At 70.7% G+C, this 24,914-nt stretch carries 22 protein-coding genes; 10 read left to right on the plus strand and 12 right to left on the minus strand.

Going from position 1 to position 24,914, the window contains the following annotated elements; all coding sequences use genetic code 11:
* Window positions 1–41 precede the first annotated feature (41 nt).
* Window positions 42–887, plus strand: a complete 846-nt coding sequence (locus tag ACFY1U_RS37045) for a helix-turn-helix transcriptional regulator (protein WP_390698424.1) — start codon at window positions 42–44, stop codon at window positions 885–887.
* Window positions 888–971: 84 nt separating this feature from the next.
* Here ACFY1U_RS37045 and ACFY1U_RS37050 read toward each other — a convergent pair whose 3' ends face one another.
* From ACFY1U_RS37050 to ACFY1U_RS37060, 3 genes are all read right to left on the minus strand, one after another.
* Complete coding sequence (locus tag ACFY1U_RS37050; RefSeq protein ID WP_390698425.1) at window positions 972–1,934, minus strand: class I SAM-dependent methyltransferase; 963 nt, start codon at window positions 1,932–1,934, stop codon at window positions 972–974.
* A gap of 76 nt (window positions 1,935–2,010) precedes the next feature.
* On the minus strand, window positions 2,011–2,799 hold the full coding sequence (locus ACFY1U_RS37055) for a hypothetical protein (RefSeq protein WP_390698426.1): 789 nt from the start codon (window positions 2,797–2,799) through the stop codon (window positions 2,011–2,013).
* Window positions 2,800–2,853: 54 nt separating this feature from the next.
* Entirely contained in the window at window positions 2,854–3,876 is a 1,023-nt protein-coding gene (locus ACFY1U_RS37060) for a LacI family DNA-binding transcriptional regulator (protein WP_390698428.1), read from the minus strand.
* 242 nt (window positions 3,877–4,118) lie between these two features.
* On the opposite strand from ACFY1U_RS37060, the gene ACFY1U_RS37065 reads away from it, so the two are divergent.
* The 5 genes from ACFY1U_RS37065 to ACFY1U_RS37085 all read left to right on the plus strand — a co-directional run bounded on the left by ACFY1U_RS37065 (window position 4,119) and on the right by ACFY1U_RS37085 (window position 11,075).
* Window positions 4,119–6,047, plus strand: a complete 1,929-nt coding sequence (locus tag ACFY1U_RS37065; protein WP_390698429.1) for a glycoside hydrolase family 127 protein — start codon at window positions 4,119–4,121, stop codon at window positions 6,045–6,047.
* A 39-nt stretch (window positions 6,048–6,086) separates the two neighbouring features.
* The gene (locus tag ACFY1U_RS37070) at window positions 6,087–7,334 is read left to right on the plus strand and encodes an extracellular solute-binding protein (protein ID WP_390698430.1); all 1,248 of its coding nucleotides are present in this window, start codon (window positions 6,087–6,089) and stop codon (window positions 7,332–7,334) included.
* A 7-nt stretch (window positions 7,335–7,341) separates the two neighbouring features.
* Complete coding sequence (locus ACFY1U_RS37075) at window positions 7,342–8,313, plus strand: carbohydrate ABC transporter permease (RefSeq protein WP_390698431.1); 972 nt, start codon at window positions 7,342–7,344, stop codon at window positions 8,311–8,313.
* Window positions 8,310–9,131 (plus strand): carbohydrate ABC transporter permease, encoded by an 822-nt coding sequence (locus ACFY1U_RS37080; RefSeq protein WP_390698432.1) that lies wholly within the window; start codon window positions 8,310–8,312, stop codon window positions 9,129–9,131. Before ACFY1U_RS37075 ends, ACFY1U_RS37080 begins: the two co-directional genes overlap by 4 nt.
* Window positions 9,132–9,323: 192 nt before the next feature.
* Complete coding sequence (locus ACFY1U_RS37085) at window positions 9,324–11,075, plus strand: RICIN domain-containing protein (RefSeq protein WP_390698433.1); 1,752 nt, start codon at window positions 9,324–9,326, stop codon at window positions 11,073–11,075.
* A gap of 45 nt (window positions 11,076–11,120) precedes the next feature.
* Here the strand turns inward: ACFY1U_RS37085 and ACFY1U_RS37090 are convergent, their stop codons facing one another.
* From ACFY1U_RS37090 to ACFY1U_RS37100, 3 genes are all read right to left on the minus strand, one after another.
* Window positions 11,121–11,612, minus strand: a complete 492-nt coding sequence (locus ACFY1U_RS37090; protein ID WP_390698434.1) for an anthrone oxygenase family protein — start codon at window positions 11,610–11,612, stop codon at window positions 11,121–11,123.
* A 68-nt stretch (window positions 11,613–11,680) separates the two neighbouring features.
* Window positions 11,681–12,082 (minus strand): SseB family protein, encoded by a 402-nt coding sequence (locus ACFY1U_RS37095; RefSeq protein ID WP_390698435.1) that lies wholly within the window; start codon window positions 12,080–12,082, stop codon window positions 11,681–11,683.
* 118 nt (window positions 12,083–12,200) lie between these two features.
* Window positions 12,201–12,893 (minus strand): type 1 glutamine amidotransferase domain-containing protein, encoded by a 693-nt coding sequence (locus tag ACFY1U_RS37100; RefSeq protein ID WP_390698436.1) that lies wholly within the window; start codon window positions 12,891–12,893, stop codon window positions 12,201–12,203.
* 82 nt (window positions 12,894–12,975) lie between these two features.
* Between ACFY1U_RS37100 and ACFY1U_RS37105 the strand changes: the two genes are divergently transcribed.
* Window positions 12,976–13,944, plus strand: a complete 969-nt coding sequence (locus ACFY1U_RS37105; RefSeq protein WP_390698437.1) for a LysR family transcriptional regulator — start codon at window positions 12,976–12,978, stop codon at window positions 13,942–13,944.
* 3 nt (window positions 13,945–13,947) lie between these two features.
* Here ACFY1U_RS37105 and ACFY1U_RS37110 read toward each other — a convergent pair whose 3' ends face one another.
* Together ACFY1U_RS37110 and ACFY1U_RS37115 are read right to left on the minus strand one after the other, a co-directional pair.
* Window positions 13,948–14,424: a (2Fe-2S)-binding protein gene (locus tag ACFY1U_RS37110; RefSeq protein ID WP_390698438.1), complete on the minus strand. Its 477-nt coding sequence runs from the start codon at window positions 14,422–14,424 to the stop codon at window positions 13,948–13,950.
* An 18-nt stretch (window positions 14,425–14,442) separates the two neighbouring features.
* The gene (locus ACFY1U_RS37115; protein WP_390698439.1) at window positions 14,443–16,779 is read right to left on the minus strand and encodes a molybdopterin cofactor-binding domain-containing protein; all 2,337 of its coding nucleotides are present in this window, start codon (window positions 16,777–16,779) and stop codon (window positions 14,443–14,445) included.
* A 195-nt stretch (window positions 16,780–16,974) separates the two neighbouring features.
* Here ACFY1U_RS37115 and ACFY1U_RS37120 point away from each other — a divergent pair, with 195 nt between their 5' ends.
* Window positions 16,975–19,146 (plus strand): hypothetical protein, encoded by a 2,172-nt coding sequence (locus ACFY1U_RS37120; protein WP_390698440.1) that lies wholly within the window; start codon window positions 16,975–16,977, stop codon window positions 19,144–19,146.
* A 118-nt stretch (window positions 19,147–19,264) separates the two neighbouring features.
* On the opposite strand, the gene ACFY1U_RS37125 is transcribed toward ACFY1U_RS37120, so the two are convergent.
* Window positions 19,265–20,212 (minus strand): fructosamine kinase family protein, encoded by a 948-nt coding sequence (locus ACFY1U_RS37125; protein ID WP_390698441.1) that lies wholly within the window; start codon window positions 20,210–20,212, stop codon window positions 19,265–19,267.
* Between the two features lie 79 nt (window positions 20,213–20,291).
* Window positions 20,292–21,380, minus strand: a complete 1,089-nt coding sequence (locus ACFY1U_RS37130; RefSeq protein WP_390698442.1) for a hypothetical protein — start codon at window positions 21,378–21,380, stop codon at window positions 20,292–20,294.
* A gap of 131 nt (window positions 21,381–21,511) precedes the next feature.
* Here ACFY1U_RS37130 and argG point away from each other — a divergent pair, with 131 nt between their 5' ends.
* Window positions 21,512–22,966: an argininosuccinate synthase gene (gene argG, locus ACFY1U_RS37135; protein ID WP_390698477.1), complete on the plus strand. Its 1,455-nt coding sequence runs from the start codon at window positions 21,512–21,514 to the stop codon at window positions 22,964–22,966.
* 97 nt (window positions 22,967–23,063) lie between these two features.
* Here argG and ACFY1U_RS37140 read toward each other — a convergent pair whose 3' ends face one another.
* Together ACFY1U_RS37140 and ACFY1U_RS37145 are read right to left on the minus strand one after the other, a co-directional pair.
* Window positions 23,064–23,711: a phosphoribosyltransferase gene (locus ACFY1U_RS37140; protein WP_390698443.1), complete on the minus strand. Its 648-nt coding sequence runs from the start codon at window positions 23,709–23,711 to the stop codon at window positions 23,064–23,066.
* Window positions 23,712–23,826: 115 nt separating this feature from the next.
* Window positions 23,827–24,498 carry a dienelactone hydrolase family protein gene (locus ACFY1U_RS37145; RefSeq protein ID WP_390698444.1) on the minus strand — a complete coding sequence of 224 codons (672 nt, stop codon included), beginning with the start codon at window positions 24,496–24,498 and terminating at the stop codon, window positions 23,827–23,829.
* A gap of 105 nt (window positions 24,499–24,603) precedes the next feature.
* On the opposite strand from ACFY1U_RS37145, the gene ACFY1U_RS37150 reads away from it, so the two are divergent.
* On the plus strand, window positions 24,604–24,912 hold the full coding sequence (locus ACFY1U_RS37150) for a hypothetical protein (protein ID WP_390698445.1): 309 nt from the start codon (window positions 24,604–24,606) through the stop codon (window positions 24,910–24,912).
* The last annotated feature ends 2 nt before the right edge of the window (window positions 24,913–24,914 follow it).

Raw genomic sequence — 24,914 nt, forward strand, 5'->3', positions numbered from 1 at the left:
AGTACCAGGCACATGCGCGGAGCGCGGTGTTCACTGGGGGCATGACGGCGACGGAACTCGGACGGGCACTGCGGCGCTGGCGCGACCGGGTCGCCCCGGAGGCGGCGGGTCTGCCCTCCGGCGGCCACCGGCGGGCGGCCGGTCTGCGGCGCGAGGAGCTGGCCCTGCTGGCCGGGATCTCGGTCGACTACATCACGCGTCTCGAACAGGGGCGGGCGGCCAACCCCTCCGGGCAGGTCGTCGAGGCGCTGGCCCGGGCGCTGCGGCTGTCCGGGGACGAGCGCGCGTATCTGTACGGTCTGGCGGAGTTGGTGCCGCCGGGTCCCGACGTGGTGCCCGGGTTCATCACGCCCAGCGTCCAGCGGCTGCTGGACCGGCTGGTCGACACGCCGGTCGCGGTCTCCGACGCGGCCATGACGCTGCTGGTGGCCAACCCGATGTACGCGGCGCTCATGGGCGACCCGTCCGGCCTGCGGGGGTTCGAACGCAACGGCGTGTGGCGCAACTTCCTCGGGTTTCCGAGCCGGGTGCGGCACACCCCGCAGGAGTGGAGTGCCTTCCAGGTCGGCATGGTCTCCGAGCTGCGGACGACCGCCGCCCGCTATCCGGCCGACCGTCAACTGCGACGTCTGATAACGGAGTTGCGCGCTAAGAGCGAGCAGTTCGCCGAGCTGTGGGACGCGGGTGTCGTCGGCCGGATGGCGGCCTCACGCAAGACCGTCGAGCATCCCCAGGTGGGCGTGCTCACGCTGGACTGCGACCTGCTGCGGGTGGAGGAGAACGACCTGCACATCCTCGTCTACTCGGCCGAACCGGGCACCGAGGCCGCCGAGAAGCTGGATCTCATCTCCGTCATCGGCACGCAGAACCTGGCCGGGAAGGTCTAGCGGAGCCTCTCCTCGGCCAGAGCTCCGACGGAAGCCGAGCGGGCAGGACGGGGCCCACCCGCTCACCGCGGACGAGATCCGGGGTTACTGCGCGAACGGACGCCTTGGGGCACCCTGAGCGCCGGGCGCGAGAGCCCGGCGTATCGCCCGGGTGACGATCGGGGGCAGCAGGTCCACCCCGATGCGGCGGACCCGGGAGCGGGGGCGACGGCGCGCTGAAGCCGCGGGGGCGGCAGGAGCGGGGGCAGAGGCCGGCGCCGGGGATGCGGGCGGCTCGGGCGCCGTGTAGTACCGGGAGCGCGGGAAGGGCGGCGGCTGCATCCCCTTCTGGGCGCGGGTGCGGACCAGACAGTGTCCCGCGGCCTCCTGGACGCTCAGACCGACGTCCGTGCGGTCCCTAAGCATCGCCAGCAGCTCCTCCTGCACCGTTTCCGGGTCACCCCAAGTGCCGTACAGCTTCTGCGTGCTGAGACAGATCGGGCGCAGTCCGCGGTTGAGCACAGCCTCCCAGGTGGCGACCGAGACACCGGGGGTGTGCTCGGAGCGGAAGTCGTCGAGGACGACGATGCCGTCGGGCACCAGGAGGTCGCGGGCCGCGCCGATGTCGTCGTGGACGTGCTCGTAGAGGTGCGAGGCGTCGATGTGGACGAAGCGGCAGCTGCCCGGGGCCACTTCCTTCGAGATCACGGAGGTGGGGGCCTCGATCACCCTGGGCAGGGTGTCGTGGAAGGAGAGGTAGTTGCGCTCGAAGGCCTGCCGGGTGAGCGAGGAGTACGACTTCGCCGTCTCGGCCTGGTTGGCGCCGTCCGGGGCGTCGCCGCCGAAGAGGTCGCAGACGGTGAACTCCTCGCCGTCCTGGCGGTGTTGGCCGAGCAGGATCGCGCTCTTGCCCATGTAGGCGCCGAGTTCCAGCAAGTCGCCCCGGAAACCACGCGTTTCCTGACGCTCGAGGAACCAGGTGAACAGGACCTGGTCCAACGGCGGAAACCAGCCCGGGACGTCTTTGAGCTCGCCGGGATTGCTGTCAGTTGCTTGTGCAGTCGCCATGAAGGGGAACCTACTCACTGGGGACCGAACAAACTGTCGCCTGCCTGAACGTCCAGTGAACACCTCGCCGCGCCCGTCACCGGGCATGAGGGAAGCCGTCCCCCTCACCGGCCGGGCGGCCCGATTCCCACACCCGTTCGAATTCGGCCTGGAAGTGTTCGTACCAGTGGCCGTCGCGCCCCGGCTTCACCGTGAAGACGGCGTCGCCGCTGGCCGAGCTGTGGGAGTAGACGTCGACGTAAATGACGCCGTTCGACCGTCCGGGATCCAGGAGCATCAGCCCGTGGGCGGGCACGAAGGGCAGGAACCTGACCTCGACCCTGCCGTCCACTCCCGGCCTCTCCACGAGTTCCTTGAGCAGGTCGATCGAGGGGCGCAGCCGGTTCTCGTAGACCTCGGGCCGGTCGGCGATGGTGCTGCGCCGGGCGGCCTCCGCGGGTGCCGTGGACACGGGGTCCATGAGTGCGACCTTGACGACCGCGCCGCCCGTGGCGCGGTGCTCCAGTTCGTCGACGAGGTTGCGCAATGTGCGGGCGAGGGTGACACCGACGATCCTGATGTCCCGTGCAGCGCGGACCTGTTCGACGGCCTCGGGCTTGTCACGGCTGAAGAAGTCCACCGCGGAGACCTCACTGGAGCGGTCGGCCCGTACCTCCGCGGCCAGGTCGGCGATCTGGCGCCGGCTGCCCAGCAGGCTCCCGGCCAGCAGGGCGAGCGTCGCCAGGGTGGCGGCGGCGAGGACCTTGCCGCCGGCCACGTCGAACACGCCGAGTACGGCGAGGGTCAGGGACAGGAGGGCCGTGACGTAGAGCTCGAGGTTCTCTCCCGTGGAGAGGTCGTCACGGATTCGCCGTAGGAAACGCATGCCGGTCATCGTCGGGAGCCCGGCGGGGATCCGTCAACGCCGCGGCAACGGCGGTCAGGTGGACTCACGCACCACCAGCCGGCACGGCACCGTGTGCACTCCCGGCACCGCCTCGGAGTCGATGGCCTGCAACAGATTCAGGGCGGCGATACGGCCGATCTCGGTGAGGTCCATGTCGATCGTGGTCAGCGGCGGCCGGCAGGCCAGGGCCATGGTGTCCCAGTTGTCGTAGCCGACGACGGCGATCCGGCCGGGTACGTCCACGCCGCGCTCGCGCAGTGCGTCGGCCACGCCTCGTGCGATCAGGTCGTTGCCGCAGAAGACGGCGTCCGTGTCGGGGGCCGTGCGCAGGACGGCGTCGGCGGCCCGGCGGCCCCAGGCCTCGCTCCACTCCCCGAAGTGGACGCGTCCGGTGGCGAGTGGGAGGGAGGAGCGCTCCAGCAGGTCGACGGCGTGGCGGGCGCGGTCGCGGGCGGCCGCGTGGTGTTCGGGGCCGGTGACGTGGGCGATTTTCGTGCGGCCGGTGGCGAGCAGGTGCTCGACGGCGAGGTGGGCGCCACCGCGGTCGTCGGAGACCACCGAGGTGTCGGAGGGGTCGGTGGACGGGGAGAGGGCGTAGACGACCGGGATGCCTTCGAGGCCCCTCAGCGGCGGGCGCGGGTCCGTGCGCCGGCCGGTGACGATGATGCCGTCGACCCGGCGGTCCATGAGATTGCGCAGGTGGTGCTGCTCGCGGATGGTGTCGCCCCGGGTGTCGCACAGCAGCACCGAGATCTTCCCGGCGCCGAGTGCGTCCTCGGCGCCCAGCAGCACGGGCGTGCTGAAGCGGCCGATGCCGTCCGTCGTCATCAGCCCGACCGTCCAGCTGCGTCCGGTGTGCAGGCTCTGCGCATGCTGGTTGGGGCGGAAGCCGAGCGTCTCCACGGCGTCCAGCACCCGCTGCCGGGTCTCCGGACGCATCCGGCCGCTGCCGCTCAGCGCCTTGGAGGCCGTGCCGACGCTGACGCCGGCGAGGGCGGCGACGTCGGCGAGCTTCGCCCGGCCGGCGGCGGTGGATCGCGGAGCGGCTTCGGTCACGGGCAATCCTTTTCTCAGTGCTGGATCTTCGTCGATCAGTGGTCGTTCATCGTCATGTGGGCGCGCCCCATGCTGTCAGGCGGCCGGATGGAGTACCAGTCCTTGAGCAACAAGAGAAAACGCGTGCAGAGCTCTTGACCGCGATTCCCTGGCTCCACTCTACTGCTCGGCGAGGAAAACGGTTGCTCATCGTTTTGCTCAGCTGTTGTCCCGCCGCCCCGCCCTTCACCTCCCGGAGAGCCATGCCCCGCGCCCGCTCCGCCCAGCCCTCCCCCACCGGCCCGGTCCGCCTCGGCCCTGATGCCCGTGCCGTCCTGCGCCCCGCCGCCGTAGAAGTGGCCGGTGGCTTCTGGCACACCCGCCGCCAGGTCAACGCCGGCACCTCCATCCCGCAGGGCCCCGGCCTGCTGGAGTCCGCGGGCAACCTGCACAACCTGCGGCTGGCGGCGGGCATGGCCGAGGGCGAGTTCCAGGGCGCGTACCCGTTCGTCGACACGGATGTCTACAAGTGGCTGGAGGCGGCGGCCTGGCAGCTGGCTCAGGGCCCCTCCGCCGAGCTGGAGGCGGACGTCGACCGGATCGTCTCCCTGGTAGCCGCCGCCCAGCAGCCGGACGGCTATCTCAACACCTGGTTCCAGCTGGTCAAGGGCGGCGAGCGCTACCAGGACCTGCGGTGGGGCCACGAGCTGTACTGCGCCGGCCATCTCATCCAGGCGGCGGTCGCCCACCACCGGGCCACCGCACGCGGTGAACTCCTCGACGTGGCCCGCAGGTTCGCCGACCACATCGACTCCGTCTTCGGCCCGCCCGGCAGCGGCAAGGAGATCGACGGCATCGACGGCCACCCCGAGGTCGAGACCGCGCTGGTGGAGCTGTACCGGGAGACCGGCGAGCGCCGCTATCTGGACCTGGCCGGCTACTTCGTCGACCGGCACGGCCACGGTCTGCTCGGCGGCGAGGCCTACTGCCAGGACCGGGTGCCGGTGCGCGAGGCGACGAATGTCGAGGGGCATGCAGTACGGCAGTTGTACCTGCTGGCCGCCGCCACCGACCTCGCCACGGAGACCGGGGACGCCGAACTCCGCGCCGCCGCCGAGCGGTTGTGGGAGGCCATGACCACCACCAAGACCCACCTGACCGGCGGGCTCGGCGCGCACCACGAGGAGGAGGACTTCGGCGACCCGTACGAACTCCCCAACGAGCGCGCCTACTGCGAGACCTGCGCCGCCATCGCCTCCGTGCAGTGGAGCTGGCGCATGGCCCTGCTGACCGGCCGGGCCCGCTACGGCGACCTGATCGAGCGCACCCTGTTCAACGGCTTCCTCGCGGGCGTCTCCCTGGACGGCGAGCAGTGGTTGTACGTCAACCCGCTGCAGGTCCGCGACGGCCACACCGACCCCGGCGGCGACCAGTCGGCCCGCCGCACCCGCTGGTTCCGCTGCGCCTGCTGCCCGCCGAACGTGATGCGGCTGCTGGCCGGCCTGGAGCACTACCTCGCCACCGGCGACGACGACGGCCTGCAGATCCACCAGTACGTCACCGGCCGCTACGCCGCCGGGCCGATCGCCGTGCGCGCCGAGACCGACTACCCCTGGCACGGCACGATCGCCCTCACCGTCGAGGACGGCCCGGCCGACCGGCCCTGGGCGCTGTCGCTGCGCATCCCGCAGTGGTGCCGCGAGTTCCGGGTGCGGTGCGGCGAGGTCACATACGACCAGACCGACGCTCCGGTCGCCGAGGGCTGGCTGCGCATCGAGCGCACCTGGGCGCCGGGCGACCAGGTCGTCCTGGAGCTCGGCCTCGAGCCGCGGCTGACGGCGGGCGACCCGCGCGTCGACGCCGTGCGCGGCTGCGCGGCGATCGAACGCGGGCCGCTCGTGTACTGCCTGGAGCAGGTCGACCATCCGGGCGGCGGTCTCGACGACATCGTCCTCGATCCGAGCCGTCCGCTCGCCGTCAAGCACCGCCCGGACCTGCTCGGCGGGGTCACCACGGTCGTGGCGGCCGGGCGGCGGCGCGACATCCCCGACGCGGGCTGGTGGCCGTACCGGCCCGCCCACCCCGATGAAGCCCCCACGGACGGCGAGTCCGTCGAGCTCACGGCGATCCCCTACTACGCCTGGGCCAACCGGCAGGACGGCGCCATGCGCGTCTGGCTGCCCACCTCCTGACACGCCCTCAACTTCGCTCTACGACAACGAGGTCACCCCGTGATATCCACCCGCCGCACTCTCCTCGCCGCACTCGCCGCCGTCGGCACGCTCGCCTCCCTGACCGCCTGCTCAGGCGGCTCCGGCTCCTCGGACTCCTCCTCCGGCAAGGCCGGCGGGACGTACACCTTCTGGGACCCCTACCCGCAGTTCGACGCCTCCTCCGCCTGGGGCAAGCTCGTGACCGGGTGCGGGACGAAGGCCGGGGTGAAGCTCAAGCGCACCGCGTACGACACCACCGACCTCGGCAACAAGGCGCTGCTGGCCGCCCAGCAGGGCAACGCGCCCGATGTGATGCTGGTGGACAACCCGGTCGTCTCCACGCTGGTGGAGGCCGGGATCCTCAACAAGACCAGCGATCTCGGCCTGGACACGAAGTCGATCCAGCAGAACATCATCGGCGCGGGCACCATCGACAACGCCCCCTACGGGGTGCCGATCGGCGCCAACACCCTCGCGCTCTACTACAACAAGAAGGTCCTTTCCGCCGCCGGTGTCGACGCGGCCTCCATCAAGGACTGGAACTCCCTGACGGCCGCCCTGAAGAAGGTCAAGTCGGCCGGGAAGAAGGGAATCACGTTCTCCGCGATCAACACGGAGGAGGGCAGCTTCCAGTTCCTGCCCTGGTTCTGGGGCGCGGGCGGCGACCTGACCAAGCTCAACTCCGCCAAGGGAGTTGCGGCGCTCTCCCTGTGGAAGCAGTGGGTGGACGCGGGGTACGCCCCCAAGGACGTCCTGCAGAACACCCAGACGACCAGCTGGCAGGAGTTCGCGACCGGCGACTACGCGTTCGGCGAGAACGGCACCTGGCAGCTGGGCAACGCTGCCAAGGCGGGCTTCGACTACGGGATCATCAACATCCCCGGGCAGAACGGCGGTTCGGCGCCCGTGCCGACGGGCGGCGAGTTCGTGACCGTGCCCGTGCAGAAGGAGACCGGGCGCTACGACGCCAGCAAGAAGATCGTCACGTGTCTCACCAGCGACGCGAACCTGCTGCCCACCGACACGACACTGCAGTACGTCGCTCCGACGGCCGCCGTGCAGGCCGAGCAGGTGAAGCAGAACCCGAAGCTGAAGCCGTGGGTGGACGCGGTGGCCGCGGCCCGCGGTCGTACCAGCGGCGGTCTGGGCACCAAGTACCCGACCATCTCGCAGCCGATGTGGACCGCCGTCCAGGCCGCGCTGTCCGGCAGCAAGAGCCCGCAGGCCGCCCTGGACACCGCCCAGTCGAGCGCGCAGAAGGGCTAGGACCGGCATGACCATCGCCCGGGTCGACCGTCCGCGGCGGGCAGAGTCCGCCGTGGCGGGGGCGAGCGGCACCGACGCCGAGTCCCTGCGCCGCCGTCACCGGCGCAGGAGCCGGCTGACCGCGCTCGCCTTCGTCACCCCTCTCCTCGTCTACCTCGCCGCCTTCTACGTCTATCCGCTCTACCGCAACCTCGACCTGAGCCTGCGCGACTACACCGTGCGCTCGTTCGTGGCGGGGGACGCGCCGTTCTCCGGCTGGGACAACTTCCGGAAGGTGCTGGAAGACCCGACGTTCGGCCCGGCGATACGGCACACGATGATCTTCACCTTCGTGTCGATCGTCTTCCAGTACGTCATCGGGCTCGCCCTCGCGGTCTTCTTCAACCGGCACTTCCGGCTCGCCCCGACCCTCCGCGCGCTGTTCCTGATCCCCTGGCTGCTGCCGCTGATCGTGTCGGCGTCGACGTGGTCGTGGATGTTCAACAGCGAGTCGGGAGTGGTGAACTACTTCCTGCACTTCGTGGGCGTGAACCCGGTCGGCTGGCTCACCTCGCCCGACTGGGCGCTCACGTCGGTGATCGTCGCCAACATCTGGATCGGCATCCCGTTCAACCTGGTCATCCTCTACAGCGGCCTGCAGAACATCCCCGCTGAGCTGTACGAGGCGGCGGCGCTGGACGGGGCGAGCGCCTGGCAGCAGTTCCGCCGCATCACCTTCCCGCTGCTGCGCCCGGTCTCGGCGATCACCCTGCTGCTGGGGCTCGTCTACACGCTCAAGGTGTTCGACCTGATCTGGATCATGACCAAGGGCGGCCCGGGCGACGCCTCGTCCACCCTCGCGACCTGGTCCTACCAGCTGGGCTTCGGCACGCTGCTGCCCAAGTTCGGCCCCGGCGCGGCGGTCGGCAACATCCTCATTCTCATCGCGCTCGTCTTCGGGCTGCTCCACATCCGCGTCCAGAGGAGGCAGGAGGCGTGAAGTCCCGTACCCGCACCCGCCGTTACACGGTCATCGGGCTCGTCCTGACCGCGCTGATGCTGTTCCCGGTGTACTGGATGCTGAACGTGTCCCTCACCCCGCAGCAGGACATGCGCAAGGACCCGCCCGACCTGCTGCCCCTGCACCCCACCTTCGAGGGCTACAAGGCCGTGCTGGACGACCAGTTGCCGTATCTCGGCACGAGCCTGCTGATCGGCCTGGGCACGGTCGCCCTCACCCTGCTGCTCGCCGCCCCGGCCGGCTACTCGCTGGCGAAACTCCGCCCGCGCGGGGGTGGGGCGCTCGGCCTCGGGCTGCTGATCGCGCAGATGATCCCCGGGATCGTCATGGCGATGGGCTTCTACGGCATCTTCCTGGACTTCGGTCTGCTCAACTCCTGGTGGGGCCTGATCATCGCGGACTCCACCATCGCAGTGCCCTTCGGCGTCATGATCTTCACGGCGTTCATGTCGGGGATCCCCGGCGAGCTGATCGCCGCCTCGCGCATCGACGGCGCGGGCACCTTCCGCACCTTCTGGTCCGTCGTGCTGCCGGTGAGCCGCAACGCCCTGGTCACCGTCTCGCTGTTCAGCTTCCTGTGGGCCTGGTCCGACTTCGTCTTCGCCAACACCCTTGACGGCGGCGGCGATCTGAGGCCGATCACCCTCGGCATCTACAAGTACATCGGCAACAACAACCAGGAGTGGAACGCGATCATGGCCACCGCCGTCGTCGCGTCCGTCCCCGCAGCCGTCCTGCTGGTGCTCGCGCAGCGCTATGTGGCTGCGGGGGTGACGGCGGGCGCCGTCAAGGACTGACGGCGCGCTGCGCAAGGAAGTGCCGCGATGTGTCGTGCAGCGTCTACGGCGCCGTCGTGGCTGGTCGCGCCCGCGCGGCGGAGCCGCACATCGATACAGGCCCGCGCCCCTTGAGGGGCGCTGCCGAACCGGAGCCTGCTTTGTCCGGCTTCGTTTGCCCCCCTTCCCCCCTCCGCGAGGAGAACCCCTGTCATGAGCCGCACAAGACCACCCGTCCCCGCACGCCTCACAGCCGTCCTCGGTGCCGGTGTCCTCACCGTGGCCGCGATCGCCACCGCCGTGCCAGCCCAGGCGGCCCCCACCGCGTCCACCACCCTGGTCGTCAACGCCGACCAGACGCTGCGCCCCGTCACCCATGTGGCGACCGGCAGCCTCTACGGTCTCGCCGACGCGAGCACCCCGTCCGACAGCCTCACCGGCGCCCTCAAGCCGAACACCTTCGTACAGATGGCCCCGGGCGGCTCCCAGCTGCCCAACGGCGAGCCCAAGCCCGCGGGCGACGCGCTCGTCGTGGCGCCCAAGGCGGCCAGGGCCGGCGCCAAGGTCGTCGTACGCATGCCGGACTGGTATCCGAACTTCCCCTACAAGTGGGTGAGTTGGAGCGACTGGCTGTCCGCCGTGGACAAGCAGGTCGCGTCCGTGAAGTCCTCCGGCGCCACCAACATCAGTGCGTACGAGCTGTGGAACGAGCCCGAGGGCACCTGGAACACCTCGGCGGCCGGTGCCTTCGACGACGGCTGGGCGAGGACCTACAAGGAGGTCCGGTCCAAGGACGCCGTCACCCCCATCCAGGGGCCCAGCTTCGCGACGTACACCGACAGCAAGATGAAGTCGTTCCTCCAGGACGCCATCGCGAACAACGCGGTGCCCGACATCGTCGCCTGGCACGAGCTGCAGACCAGCGCGAACATCGCCGCTCACGTGGCCGACTACCGGGCGCTGGAGACCAGCCTCGGCCTCAGCCACCGCCCGATCGCCATCGAGGAGTACGGCACGCCCAGCGAGGTCGGCGTCCCCGGGCCGATGGTCAGCTACGCCGCCAAGTTCGAACGGGCGGGCGTGCGCGACGCCGAGATGGCCTTCTGGAACCACTACGGCACCCTCGGCGACACCCTGACCGACACCGGGGCCTCACCGAACGGCGCGTACTGGCTCTACAAGTGGTACGGCGACATGTCCGGGAACATGCTGGTCACCACTCCCCCGGCGCAGACGGGCATCGACGGCGCGGCCTCGCTCAACAGCGCCGGCAACCAGGTGAGCGTCATCTTCGGCGGCGGGGCAGGCTCCAGCGCCGTCACGGTCAAGGGGCTCGGCTCGCTGTCGGCGTTCGGTGGCACGGTGCACGCGAGGCTGGAGTACACTCCCTCCAAGGGACGAACGACGGCCGTGTCCGGCCCGATCACCATCTCGGACGCCGACTACACCGTGAGCAACGGCCAGATCACCGTGCCCGTGACGACGAATGCGAGCGACGGCTACCACCTGGTGATCACCCCGAGCGGCACCTCGACCTCGCTGGCCGGGACGTACCAGATCACCAACAGGAACAGCGCTCTCGCCCTCGACACCTCGGGTGCGGGGACCGCGCAGGGGACCTCGGTCGTCCAGGCGACGTCGAGCACGGGCAGCAGCCAGTCGTGGACGCTGACGGCCGCCGGCTCCGGCCTCTACAAGATCGCCAACAAGGCGAGCGGACTGCTGCTGGGCATCGACTCCATGAGCACCTCGGACGGCGGCAAGGCGCTGATCTGGGATGACAACGGGACCGCCGACCACCTCTGGCAGCTCATCCCGTCCGGCGACGGCTACTACAAGATCGCCAACTACAACAGCGGGCTGCTGCTGGGCGTGACCAACATGAGTACGGCGTCCGGTGCGCAGGTCCTGCAGTGGGACGACAACGGCACGGCCGACCATCTGTGGAAGCTGACCGCGCGGTGACCTGAGCGTGGGCGTTCCCCTGCCTGCGGGCACGCCCACGCCCCGTCAGACGACAGTCGGTCGGCGCCGATCGGCGGTCGCCGCGGTCAGGCAACCGAGCGCGAGGACGATCGCGGCGGTCCGCACGCCATGCGCGATCTGCCAGCGATCGCGTATGCGGGCCCAGTCAGCAGGAGGATTCTGCGGATTCCAGCTCAATTGCTCGACGTTGATGGGGCCGTTGACGGCGAGGGAGACCGCAAGGGCCAGCAGGAGCAGGGCGAGCGCGAAGGCCGCCGGAGGGAGTGCGGGGCGGGGCAGCTCCCTCCGTTCCTGCACGGCCAGCATGGCCACGGCGATGAGAGTCGGTACCAGGACGCCGCCGATGAACCAGGTGAAGACCGTGAACTCGGCCTGCCGTACCCGCACGTACTCCAATCCGCTCAGCCGTCGTAGCGCCAGCTCGAGGAAGCCCACGGTGACGGCTGTCCCCGCCAGCAGTCCGCAGCCCAGCAGACTCACCCGCCGCGTCATTCCCGCAAACGTGGTTCCCGTCATCGCGCACGCTCCCTCCGGTGGATCCTGTCCCCCTTCGGGATGACGAAAGGAACTGCCGAGATGTGACGTCAGGCGGCGCCACGGTCGAGCAGCTGCCTGACGCCCTCAGCCGTCAGAGCCACCTCCTCCGGTGTACCGGCGTCGATGACGAGCGCCAGCGTCTCGGACGGCCAGCGGTGGGCGAGCGTACCGAGCGCCATCCGGCGATGCCGGGTGACCTGCGGGAGCGCCCGCTGCAGGCGTTCTTCGGTGGTGAACACCGGCACCAGCTCGGTGCCGTCCTCCTGCGCGTAGACGGGCAGGGTCACCGCCGCGGGATCCTGCTCCTGGGGGGCAGCGGCACCGGCCGGCACCAGTACCTCGCTGCCGGCCAGGGTGTTCAGCTCGGCCTCGTCCGCGTCGCCCCCGACCACGGCACGCAGGGCCAGATGTACGGCGGGGGCGGAGCCGTCGGGAGAGTAGTCGGTCACTGTTGATCCAATCACCGGGTCGAACAGCGGACACGGCACTGTGCCCGCCAGTGGTCCGCCGGGGCGGCTACCCGAAGTCCCGGGGGTCATGTGTTCCGAGAACCCGCCGACCGGAGGTTCAGCCCAGCGTCTTGAGCAGCTCCGCGGCGAGCGGGGCGGAGGAGGCCGGGTTCTGGCCGGTGACGAGGTTGCGGTCGACGACGATGTGCGGCGCCCACGGCTCACCGACCTGGACCTGCACGCCGGCCTCGGTCAGCCGGTCCTGCAGCAGCCACTTGGCCTTGTCGGCGAATCCGGACTGCGTCTCCTCGTCGTTGGTGAACGCGGCCACCCGGTACCCGGCGAAGGCGTTGACACCGTCCTGCTCGGCGGCCAGCAGCGCGGCCGGGCCGTGGCAGACGACACCGAGCGGCTTGCCGGACTCCAGGGCGAGGGTGAGCAGCTTGCCGGAGTCGGCGTCGACGGCGAGGTCCTCCATCGGGCCGTGGCCGCCGGGGTAGTACACGGCGGCGTACTCGTCGAGGTTCACGTCCTGCAGGCTGATGGGGTGCTGCAGCTCGGTGGCAGCGGCGAGCACGCCGGCGACGCGGTCGGCCTGCTCCTGCCCGCCGTTGTACTGGGCGGCGAGGCTGCCCTTGTCCACGGTCGGTACGACGCCGCCCGGAGTGGCTACGACGATCTCGTGACCGGCGGCCTTGAAGGCCTCGTAGGGGGCGACGGCCTCCTCGGCCCAGAAGCCGGTGGGGTGGCGGGTGCCGTCGGCCAGCGTCCAGTAGTCGACGCCGGTCATCACGAAAAGGATCTTCGACATGCTCTGTCTCCGAGGGTCGTCAGCGGGGTGGTGATCCGACCGTAAGCCCCGGCTGCCATTGGATTCCAATAGGCTCATCGATATGAGGAATAGGGAGACCAATGATCGGCGGGAGGGAGCGCAGGCCGGCGGCTCGACGGCACTGGATCTGAATCTGCTGCGTACCTTCCTCGCCGTGTACCGCACCGGCTCCTTCACGGCCGCGGCGCGTCTGCTCGGGCTGTCGCAGCCCACGGTCACGACCCAGATGCGCGCGCTGGAGCGGCAACTGGACCGGGAGCTGTTCCAGCGCCAGGCGCGCGGGGTCTCCCCCGCTCCGTACGCGGACGAACTCGCCGCCCGTATCGTGCAGCCGCTGGATTCCCTCGCCGCGATCACCGGTCGGGGCGGACCGGCCGACGACCAGCCGCCGGAGCCGGTGCACCTGGCGGGACCGCACGAGTTCCTGACCCGATCCGTGCTGCCCGGCCTGGCGCCGCTGGTGGCCAGAGGCGTGCGGCTGCGCATCACGCCCGGTCTGACCGAGCCGCTCCTGGACAACCTGAAGGCGGGCCGCCACGACCTGGTGATCGCGACCTTCCGGCCACGCGGCCGGGCCCTGGCCGCCGTGCCCCTCGCGGACGAGGATTTCGTGCTGGTCGCCACCCCCGCATGGGCCGAGCGCATCGGCGGGCCGGCCGGGATCGCCGCCACCGGGCCCGCCGCCCTGCACGGTGTGCCCCTGGTCGCCTACGCCGAGGACCTGCCGATCGTGCGCCGCTACTGGCGTCATGTCTTCGCCAGACGCCTCGTCTGCCGGCCGGCGGTCACCATGCCCGACCTCAACGCGGTCAAGGCGGCGGTGGTCGGCGGCACGGGCTTCACGGTCCTCCCCCGCTACCTGTGCACCGCCGAACTGGCCTCGGGCGCCCTGGTGCTGCTGCACGACCCGGACGACCCACCCATCAACACCGCCTTCCTGGTCCAACGCCCCGGCGCCTCCGCCAACCCGCACGTGGCCCTGGTCCGCGACCACCTGCTCCAGGCCGTACACGACAACCAGCAGCAGTAGGCGTCAGTACTTCTTCGCACCCGCCACGATCGCCTCCCGGATACGGTGGTAGGTCCCGCACCGGCAGACGTTGCGGATCTCGTCGAGGTCGGCCTCGCTGATGTCGCGGCCCTCCTCCCGGGCCTGGCGGACCTTGGCGACCGCGGTCATGATCTGGCCGGGCTGGCAGTAGCCGCACTGTGCGACGTCGTACTCCAGCCAGGCCTCCTGCATCGGGTGGAGTTCCCTGCCGACGGTGGCGGGCAGTCCCTCGATGGTCGTCACCTCGTCGGTGGGGGCGAGGTCCTTGACCGGGACGCTGCAGGGGTTGAACGCCTTGCCGTTGATGTGGCTCGTACAGGCCTGGCACACGCCGAGCCCGCAGCCGTACTTCGGTCCGGTGACGCCGAGGACGTCCCGCAGCACCCACAGCAGCCGTACGTCGTCCTCGATGTCCACGGTCACCGGTCTGCCGTTGAGGATGAAGGTGTGTTCGGGCACGAAGAACCTCCTGGGCTCCTAGTAGGCACGGCTCAGACCATCGGTGGGGGACGCCGGGATCGGCGGGGTGGTGGGCAGCGGCTCGAAGCCGAGGGGGCCCGCGTGGTTGATCGGGAACGTGGTCGGCATGGTGCCGGTCGCGCGCCCGTACGCGCAGGCCACGGCCGCCATCGCGCCCGCGACGGCCAGCTCGCCGGCGCCGCCGGGCTGGCCGGTGGTCGGCGGCATGACGACGATCTCCAGTTCCGGCGGGGTGTTCCACTGGCGGGTGTAGAAGTAGTTGTCCCAGCTGCCTTCCAGGAAGTGCCCGTCAGCCAGGTGCAGTCCGGAGCTGAGGGTGATCGCGATGCCGTCCATGATGCCGCCCATCATCTGGGCCTCGAGGCCGCGCGGGTTGACGGCGAGCCCGGCGTCGACCGCGCAGACGACCTTGGTGACCCGTGGCCCGGTACAGGCGTCGGGGATCTTGCGGCCGGTGGTCTGGGGGCGGCAGTCGATCTCGGCGAGGACGGCGACGTAGGCGTGGTACTCGGCGTGCAGGGCGATGCCCTGGGCGGTGCCGGCCGGCATGCCGCGTCCCCAGCTGCCCACCTCGGCGGCCTTGTGGAGGACGGCCCGGGCCCGCCCGTCCTTCAGGAAGGTGCGGCGGAACTGGTACGGGTCCTTGCCCATCCGCTTGGCCAGCTCGTCCACGATCAGCTCCTGCGCGCAGCGCACGTTGGGCGAGTAGATGTTGCGCATGGAACCGGTGTGGAAGCCCTTGTCGGTCTCACTGAGCAGCTGGGTGACGACGCCGAAGTCGTACGGGGTCTGCTGGGTGAGCGTGAAGATCGTCTCGGAGAAGGTGAGGTCGCCGACGGGCAGCCGGGCCGCTTCGGAGGTGATGATCTCGCCGACGCCGTGGCCGAAGTCGGTGGCCACGGAGGTGTGGCGCTGGTCGTAGGTGAGGACCTGGCCCAGCGCATAGGTGGCGCGCACCCGTGAGGTGGACATGGGGTGGGTGCGGCCCTGGCGGAAGTCGTCGGTGCGGTGCCACATCAGCCGGACCGGTTTGCCCGTCGCCCTGGAGATCTCGGCGGCCTCGGCGGCTCCGTCGTGGAAGAGCTTGCGTCCGAAGGAGCCGCCGCCCTGGGTGACATGCACCTTGACCGCGCTCGCCGGCAGTCCGAGGGTGAGGGCGATCTGCTCCTGTGCGGTGATCGGGGACTTCAGGCTGGCCCAGATCTCGGCCGAGTCCTCGCGTACGTCGGCGACGGCGCAGTTGGTCTCCAGGGCGCTGTTGCTGGCGAAGTGGAAGGTGAAGCGGGCGTCGACCGACTTGGTGAGCAGGTCGAGGGCGGGCAGCGGGAGTTCGGCCTTGCGCAGTTCGTCGCGGATGGTGTCGTCGGAGGCGTCGTCCACGGTGCCGGGGCCCCAGGTGACCTTGAGGGCGCGCACGGCGTCGATGCACTGTCCGAAGGTGCGGCCGCGGACGGCGACGCCGGTGGAGATCCTTACGACGTCGGTGATGCCGGGCATGGCCCGCACCTCGTCGAGGTTGTCGACCGTGCGCACCGTCCCGTTGATCGTGGGCGGACGGCACACCATGGCCGGCAGCGCGCCCGGCACCTGCACGTCCATCGCGAACTTCTTGCGGCCGGTGACCGCTTCCAGTGCGTCGACGCGTCGCTGCGCGGTCCCGATGACCTTGAACTCGGAGGATGTCTTCAGCGTGACCGAGACCTGACTGGTCGTCACTGTGGCGGCTTTTTGGGCGAGTTCGCCGTAGGTGAGGCTCTTGCCGGTCACGGAGGAGGTGATGACGCCGAGCTTCGCGGTGAGGGTGTCGGCGGCCTCGCCCAGTTCGAGGGCCGCGGCCTGGAGGAGCCGGCCGCGGGCGACGGCGGCCGCGACCCGGATCGGGGTGAAGGTGGAGATGGTGGTGTTGGATCCGCCGGTGAGCTGGTTGAACAACAGCTCGGGGCGGGCGTCGGCGAGGGTGACGCGGACCTTGTCCAGCGGCAGGTCCAGTTCCTCGGCGACGAGCATCGCACTGGAGGTGGTGATGCCCTGCCCGACCTCGGCCCGGGGCAGGGCGAAGGAGGCGGTGCCGTCGCTGTCGACCCGGATGGTGATCAGGTTCGCCGTGGGCAGGGTGGCATGGGTGAGCATGTCGTTGAGGTCGTAGATCTCGGCCGGTCCGGGCGCGGAGGGCACGACCGCCGCGGCCCGGCCGGGCGCGAGGACGGCCTCGCCGAGCTCGGCGGCGACGGTGAGCGTCGAGGCGGCCAGGACGTATCCCAGGAAGCGTCTGCGCCCGATGCCGTCCGCAGCGGGAGCTGCGTCCTGCGGCTGCGGGTGTTCATGGGCTCCCATCAGCGGTCCTCCAAGCGCGCGGCACTCGCCTCGATGGCGGCTCCTGACTGTGCACGTCAGGCGCGTTCCGCGAAAGATCTCCGAGCCGCTTCCACACGGAAAAGCCATAAGTGGTGGGGTGTGTGAAGCGGACGGGCCGGGGTCGGGCAGAAAACCCGCATGCGTGGGCAGGCGCGGCTCTGCGATCATTCCGGAATGTCCGACCGTCTGGAACCACTGGTCATCCGGCACACCCACCGACTTCCCCTGCCGACCGGCCCTGCCGGACAAGGGGACGTTGCCGCACGGCAGTTCGACGCCGTACTGATGTCGGCGGGCTTCAAGCTCTCGGCGGACCTGCTGACGCACCTGTCGGGGCTGTCCGAGGGCACGGTCGTCGACACCGCCGTACGCACGCTGCGCACGGTCCGGGAGATGGCAGGCGACCACGTCCGGCACAACGTGTACTTCATCGACTTCCCGGCCCATGTGCCGGACACCTTCGACTTCTGGGTGCGGTGCATCGCCGAGGCGCTCGCCGACGACAAGACGCGCGAGGGGACGCTCGCCCAGCTGCGGAGCGGTGTGGTGGACCTGCTCACGCTGCCTTCCTACGGCACCTACCGGCACACGTACGCCGACATGCTCGCCGCCCACGACGAGTTGATCGCGGCGGCCGGTGACCGGCTGACCGTGCTGCACCTGGGCGGGACGGTGGAGGACGAGGTCGGGGCGCTGTATCTGGCACTCGCCGGCAGCAGCACGCCGCTGGGGGAGGACGACCTGGGCGACCTCGGGGTGCTCGCCGGGCACTGCGTGAACGGGCCGCAGCCCGAGGCGATCCCGGTCCGGGAGAACCGTGCGGTCGTCAACGCGGCACGGCTGGCGGCCGGTTCGGGCCTGCTGCTCGACAGCGTCACCGATGTGCTGCGGCTGGCCTGCGCGATCTCGGGCGGTGATGTGACGCTTCTGGAGCCGACCCGTTTCCGCACGCTTCCGCGTCCGGTGCGCCGGGCGCTGCTCGCCGGTCTGGACGCGCTCGTCGCGGCGGCCCCGGCCAAGCTGGCCGATGTGTCCGCGCATCGTGAACCGTGGAAGCGGCTCGGCGAGCGGCTCCACCCGCACGAGTATCCCCAGTGGCCGCATGCCGCCGAGGTGTTCGCCGTGGCCCGGGGCGAGCAGCGGGTGCGGTCCTTCGACAGCCGCGTCGAGGAGCTGCTGGGCAGGGACGACGTGACCGGGGCGGCCGAGCTGCTCAAGTCCGCGCCGGGCAAGCTGCTGCGTTCCCTGGACCGGCTGCTGCGCACGGCGCAGGTCGAGGACGAGCGCGAGGCCGTGGTGGCCGCCGCCGAGCAGGTGGTGTCCGGGGCGGCGGGCCGGGTCGTGCTGTCGGTGCGTGAACACCTGCACAACCGGGCCGAGGAGACCGGCGAGCGCCGCGTGTTCGTCAACCGGCGCGGCCGCGCCTGGGTCACCGACGACACCCGGCCGCCGCTGGCGCCGGCGCAGCGCAAGCGGCTGATCGCCGCCCTCGACACGGAGATACGCCGCAGGCTCCCGGCTCCCGAGCGCCTGCTGGTCGACCCCGATGTGCTCGGTGTCGCGCTCCCGCTGAGCGGGCGGGCGACCGCGGCGGGCCTCGGCGTGCTGCCCCGTGGTTCGGTCACTCCGGTCGCCGGGGAGCTGCTGCGGTTCTTCGTCTACTGGAAGCAGGCGGAGCAGCGCACGGACTTCGACCTGTCGGCGGTGATGCTGGACGCCCGCTACCGGACGGTGTCCTGGCTGTCGTACACATCGCTCACCCAGTTCGAGGGCGAGCACTCGGGCGACATCACCGAAGCGCCGGACGGCGCCTCGGAGTTCATCAACCTGCGGCTGGGCGCGGTGCGCAGCACCTTCATCCTGCCGCAGGTCAACATCTTCGCGGGCGAGGGCTTCGAGGAGGTCCAGGAGTCCTTCTTCGGCTTCATGCTGCGCGAGGGCGAGCAGAAGGGGCGGCCGTTCGAGCCCGCCACGGTGCGGATGAAGTCGGAGCTCCGCGGTCCGGGCCGGGTCGCGCTGCCGCTGGTGTTCAGGCGCGGGCGGGACGGCAGCTGGACCGCCAAGTGGCTGCACCTGTATCTGAAGGGCGCTCCCTCGGCCAACCAGGTCGAGGGCAACCGCGTCACGGTGGAGACGCTGCTGCGCGGCATCGTCGAGCGCGACCACATCGACGTCCGGTACGTCACCGGCCTGATGGCCGAGGGCGGTACGACGGTGACACTGTGGGACGGCGAGTCGATCCCGGAGGGTCCTGTCACCTACATCGGCCTGGAACGGCCGGACGGCCTGCACCCGGACTCGCGGATCCTCACCCCGGAAAATCTGCGCGACCTGATCCCCGACTGACTGTTAGGGTGGGCCGCAGGCGAGGCCATGAACGGGACTTCCTTCTCAAACCACCTTCTGATGCTAGTCCCTTCGCTTTCCTCGCCACTCACTTCCCGCAGGGGCCCTCGCGTATTCGTCACACGAGGGCCCTTCGTGCTGCCGCGAGGGCCTGTTCGCCGTATCCGCGGCCGAACAGCACGGCATGCACCAGCAGCGGGAAGAGCTGGTGCAGCGCCACCCGGTCCGCCCACCCGTGGGCCAACGGGGCCGCCTGCTGATAGCCGTCGAGTACGTGCTCCAGGTGCGGGCAGCCGAACAGGTGCAGCATGGCCAGGTCGGTCTCGCGGTGGCCGCCGTGTGCGGCCGGGTCGATCAGCCAGGCCTGCCCGTCGGCTCCCCACAGCACGTTGCCGTTCCACAGGTCGCCGTGGAGCCGTGCGGGCGGCTCCGCGGGCCCCGCCAGTTCGGGCAGCCGTTCACAGACGCGCTCGATCACGGCCGTCTCGGCAGGGCGGATCGTGCCCCGGTCGACGGCCTCGCGCAGATAGGGCAGCACGCGGTGCTCGGCGTACCAGCGGGGCCAGTCGGTGCCGGGGACGTTGCGCATCGGGGCGAGCCCGATGTACGCGTCCACCGGACCGCCGGGTGGTGGCGCGCCGAACGCGGGGGCGCCCGCGGCGTGCAGGGCGGCCAGCCCGCGCCCGAACCGCACCCCCGCCCGGGCCGTCGGCGGGCCCTGCGCGACCACGTCGGTCACCAGCCAGCGCCGGTCGTGCCCATGGACGTCCGGAACGCGGACCGTGCCGGCGTCGGCCAGCCAGCGCAGCCCCGCCGCCTCGGCCTGCACCGCGCTCGGATCGTCACCGCGCTTGACCATCACCGACTGCCCGTCGTCGAGGCCGACTTCGGCGAGGGCCGCGGACAACCGTCGCTCGCCGCGCACGGTACGCCCGGTGATCCTGGCCGCGGCCACGCCCGGCCCGTCGCTGTCGGCGCCGTCGCTCTGACCGTCGGAAGGGAAGCCGGTGTGCACGGACACCAGAGTAGGACCGCGGCTGGGCGCTCCGTGGAAGGGCCGGGACATGCCGTGGATCGTCCGCGGCACGGTCGTGGCCGGCCGCGCCCACGCGGCGGAGCCACACAGGGGTCGGTCCTGGAGTCGGTCAGTCCAAGTGCTCCTCGTCATCGCCGTCGTCGTTGGCGGCGTAGGGATGGACGTACCGCTCGTCGCCGAAGGGGATGAACCAGTCCTGCACGGCGCCCTTGGCGATACCGTCCGCGGTCGGGGTGTACAGCCAGTCGTGGTCCAGGTCCTCGAACACGCCGTCGGCGAAGACCTGCAGGGCGGTTTCGACCTCGTCGCTCAGCAGTTCGTAGAGGTCGGCCGTCACCTCGGCCTGGGCGAGCAGGAACTTCAGCAGCAGTTCCTCGGCCACACAGCTGGGCCTGCCGAAGTGCGGCTGGGTGAGGCGGCCGGTCATGGTCACCGCGGTGACGGTCAGGCGGCGGACGAACAGGACCGTGTACTGCAGAGCGAACTGCGGGGGCAGATCGTCGAGGACCATGAACGGCGCGTCGGTCTCCGCGACGGTGGGCCCGTCCTCCTCCAGACCGGCCAGGTCCGTGAAGAGTTCGTCGACCAGCAGATCGATGGCGTACACGACGGCACCGGCCGCGACCTCCGCCGCCTCACGGCTGACGACCCGCTCCTCCTCGTCCTCGTGGTGGCCGAAGGCCTCGAGCGGGAAGGCGCGCAGGGTGGGGGCGAGAGCACGGAGTGTGTGGCGCATGGCGTCGACCTCGTCGCGGTCGAGACGCCCTGGCCCGGTGGCGGGCTCGGCCGCCGCGTGCCGGCGTGCGCGTTCGGCGGGGTCCGCGGGTGGTGCGTCCGGGCCGTCGGCCGCGTCCAGGCTCTCCTGCAGCAGGTCGGGGTGCAGCTCCACCCCGCAGCGGGTGATCTCCCAGTCGGCAAGGGGTTCGCTGCGCTCCAGCAGCTCTGCGACGACCTCACGGGCGGCGTCCTCGGCGAACTCCAGTGCCGGTGCGTCGACGAAGAGCTTGAGCAGGACCCCGGCGGGATGGACGGCGATGACGTCGTCCACCAGGTCGACCTCCATTCCGTCGGGCCCCTCGATGGCCGCGATCGAATCGAGCCCCTTGCGCAGCAGGAAGCCGACGCCTTCCCGCTGAAGAACGTCGAGCTCCGGGGCACCCTTGGGGAGGTCCACGTCCACAGTCACCGCGTATGTCACACGATCATGGTGCCTGAGCGGCGGCTTCCCCGGGCAGGAACCTGCAGGAATCGGGAGTGCACAGGAATGGCCCCTCAGCGCTCCCCGACCGAGGCTTTGCATGATCATGCGAGATCATGCATACTCTTCCTATGTCCAAGGTCCTCACCTCCCTGCCCGCCGGCGAGCGCGTCGGCATCGCCTTCTCGGGCGGCCTCGACACCTCCGTCGCGGTCGCGTGGATGCGCGACAAGGGCGCCGTCCCGTGCACCTACACCGCCGACATCGGTCAGTACGACGAGCCCGACATCGCCTCGGTGCCCGGCCGTGCGAAGACATACGGTGCCGAGATCGCGCGTCTCGTCGACTGCCGTGCGGCGCTGGTCGAGGAGGGCCTGGCCGCGCTGACCTGCGGGGCGTTCCACATCCGCTCGGGCGGGCGCGCCTACTTCAACACCACCCCGCTGGGCCGCGCCGTCACCGGCACGCTCCTGGTGCGGGCGATGCTCGAGGACAACGTCCAGATCTGGGGCGACGGCTCGACCTTCAAGGGCAACGACATCGAGCGGTTCTACCGCTACGGCCTGCTCGCCAACCCGCACCTGCGGATCTACAAGCCCTGGCTCGACGCGAACTTCGTGACCGAGCTCGGCGGCCGCAAGGAAATGTCGGAGTGGCTGGTCGCCCACGGCCTGCCCTACCGGGACAGCACCGAGAAGGCGTACTCCACCGACGCCAACATCTGGGGCGCCACCCACGAGGCCAAGACGCTGGAGCACCTGGACACGGGCGTCGAGACCGTCGAGCCGATCATGGGCGTGCGGTTCTGGGACCCCGAGGTGGAGATCGTCACCGAGGACGTGACGATCGGCTTCGACCAGGGCCGCCCGGTGACGATCAACGGCAAGGAGTTCGCCTGCGCCGTCGACCTGGTCATGGAGGCCAACGCCATCGGCGGCCGCCACGGCCTGGGCATGTCCGACCAGATCGAGAACAGGATCATCGAGGCCAAGAGCCGCGGCATCTACGAGGCGCCCGGCATGGCCCTGCTGCACGCCGCCTATGAGCGGCTGGTCAACGCGATCCACAACGAGGACACCCTCGCCCAGTACCACAACGAGGGCCGTCGCCTCGGCCGCCTCATGTACGAGGGCCGCTGGCTGGACCCGCAGGCGCTGATGATCCGCGAATCGCTGCAGCGCTGGGTCGGCGCGGCCGTCACCGGCGAGGTGACGCTGCGCCTGCGCCGCGGTGAGGACTACTCGCTCCTCGACACCACGGGCCCGGCCTTCAGCTACCACCCGGACAAGCTGTCGATGGAGCGCACCGAGGACTCCGCGTTCGGCCCGGTGGACCGGATCGGCCAGCTCACCATGCGCAACCTGGACATCGCCGACTCCCGCGCCAAGCTGGAGCAGTACGTCGGCCTCGGCCTGATCGGCACCGGCAGCCCCACCATCGGCGCCTCCCAGGCGGCCGCGACCGGCCTGATCGGCACCATGCCGGAGCTGCCGGAGGGCGGCGCGGAGGCCATCGCCTCCCGCGGCGAGGTCTCGGAGGAGGACGCGCTGCTGGACCGCGCCGCGATGGAGTCCGGCACGGACTGACCGGCGGACCGTCTGCGCACGCAGAAGGCCGGCTCGACGCCATCGGTGTCGGGCCGGCCTTTCCGTCGGTGCATCGACGCCCCCGTACCAAGCGGGTTCAGCCGGCCGCCGTGTGCAGAGCCCTCAACACGTCCTCGTCCGTGAGCTGCTCGAACCTCTCGTAGCACAGGCCCACGGCCATGAAGGACGCCGGCCGTTGCAGACAGAGCACCTCGTCGGCCTCGGCGCGCATCTGGTCCGCCGCCTGCGGCGAGCCGACCGGCACGGCGAGCACGACCCGCTCGGGGGCCTGACGCCGTACGTAGCGCAGGGCGGCACGGGCCGTCGATCCGGTGGCGAGCCCGTCGTCGACGACAATGGCGGTGTGGCCCGTCAGATCGGGGGCGGGGCGGCCCTGACGGTAGAGACGTTCGCGGCGGTGGAGTTCCTTGCGTTCGCGTTCCACCACCGGGGCCAGCGTGGTCTTGGTCAGGCCCAGTTGTACGAGGGCGTCCTCGTCGAAGAGGGGATCGTCGTCGCCGACGATCGCGCCGACGCCGAGCTCCTCCTGGAAGGGGGCTCCGATCTTCCGTACGACCAGTACGTCGAGCGGGGCGTCCAGCGCCCGCGCCACCTCCCGGGCCACGGCGACGCCGCCGCGCGGGAGGGCCAGGACGACGGGGTGCGGCAGGACGCCCTTCTCCTGCTCGATCCGCAGCCGTTCGGCCAGTTCCCGCCCGGCCTCCGTGCGGTCATGGAACTGCATCGCGGTCGCCACTCCTTCCCGCGCGCGGACGGCCCCCTTTGTCCGGTTCCCCGCGTACCCCGCAGGCGCCGTTCGAAGCACGTGCCCCGGCCGTCCCGCGAGCGGCAGTCATCCGTCACCGCTCCGGCGCGGCCTCGCCTGCGATCCTGAGCCGGTCCTCGCACCAGTTCCGCGCCATCTCCGCGACCTGCTCAAGCGCCCCGGGCTCCTCGAACAGGTGCGTGGCGCCCGGCACGATGCGCAGCGAGTGCGGGCCGCTCAGCTCCCGGGCCGCCGACTGGTTCAGCCGCAGCACTTCCGGGTCCCGGCCGCCGACGATCAGGAGCACCGGGGCCCGTACACCGGGCAGCACATCGCCGGCGAGGTCGGGGCGCCCGCCCCGCGACACGACGGTCAGGGTCCGCCGTGGCCGCTCGGCGGCGGCCACCAGGGCCGCTGCCGCCCCGGTGCTGGCACCGAACAGGACGACCGGCAGCTTTCCGGTGTCGGGCTGTGTCTCCAGCCAGTCGACGACGGCGACGACGCGGCGGCCCAGGAGCGGTATGTCGAAGCGGTACTCGGCCGTGGAGGCGTCCCGGCGGTCCTCCTCCTCGGTGAGCAGGTCCATCAGTGCGGTGCCCAGTCCGGCGGTGCGCAGTTCGGCGGCGACCGCGCGATTGCGGGGGCTGTGCCGGGAGCTGCCGCTGCCGTGCGCGAACACCACGACCGCGCGGGCCGAGTCGGGCAGGACCAGATCGCCCGCAAGGGCCACGCCGCCGGCGGGAACGGAGATCAACTGGGAGATCATCGCCATCATCTTCTTCCTCGTGGCCGGCCCGGCGGGGCCTCGTATGGCCTGCTGGGTCACGGGTACCCGTACCGGTGAGAAACCTCTTTCGAGGAGATGACTCGGATGCTGCTCATCGGACTGCTTCTCCTCGGGGCGACAGTCGCCTTCACCGTCCTGGCGATCGCCGGCAACACGGCCGGGGGCCCCGACTACACCGTCTCGGTGCTCGATCACCACATCGCCACCATGAACACGCTGGCCGTCTTCAGCTCCGGCCTCGCGCTGGCGCTCATCTTCTGCCTGGCGCTGGCCACCGCGGTGAGCGGTGCCTCGCACCGGCCGAACCATCGCCGCCACCGCAGGGTGCGCACGCGCCAAGCCGATGACACGACCCGTCCCGACGACATGACGGGACCGGACGAGCGGACCTGAGG

This window comes from Streptomyces sp. NPDC001351 (assembly GCF_042896045.1).
GTDB lineage: Bacteria > Actinomycetota > Actinomycetes > Streptomycetales > Streptomycetaceae > Streptomyces.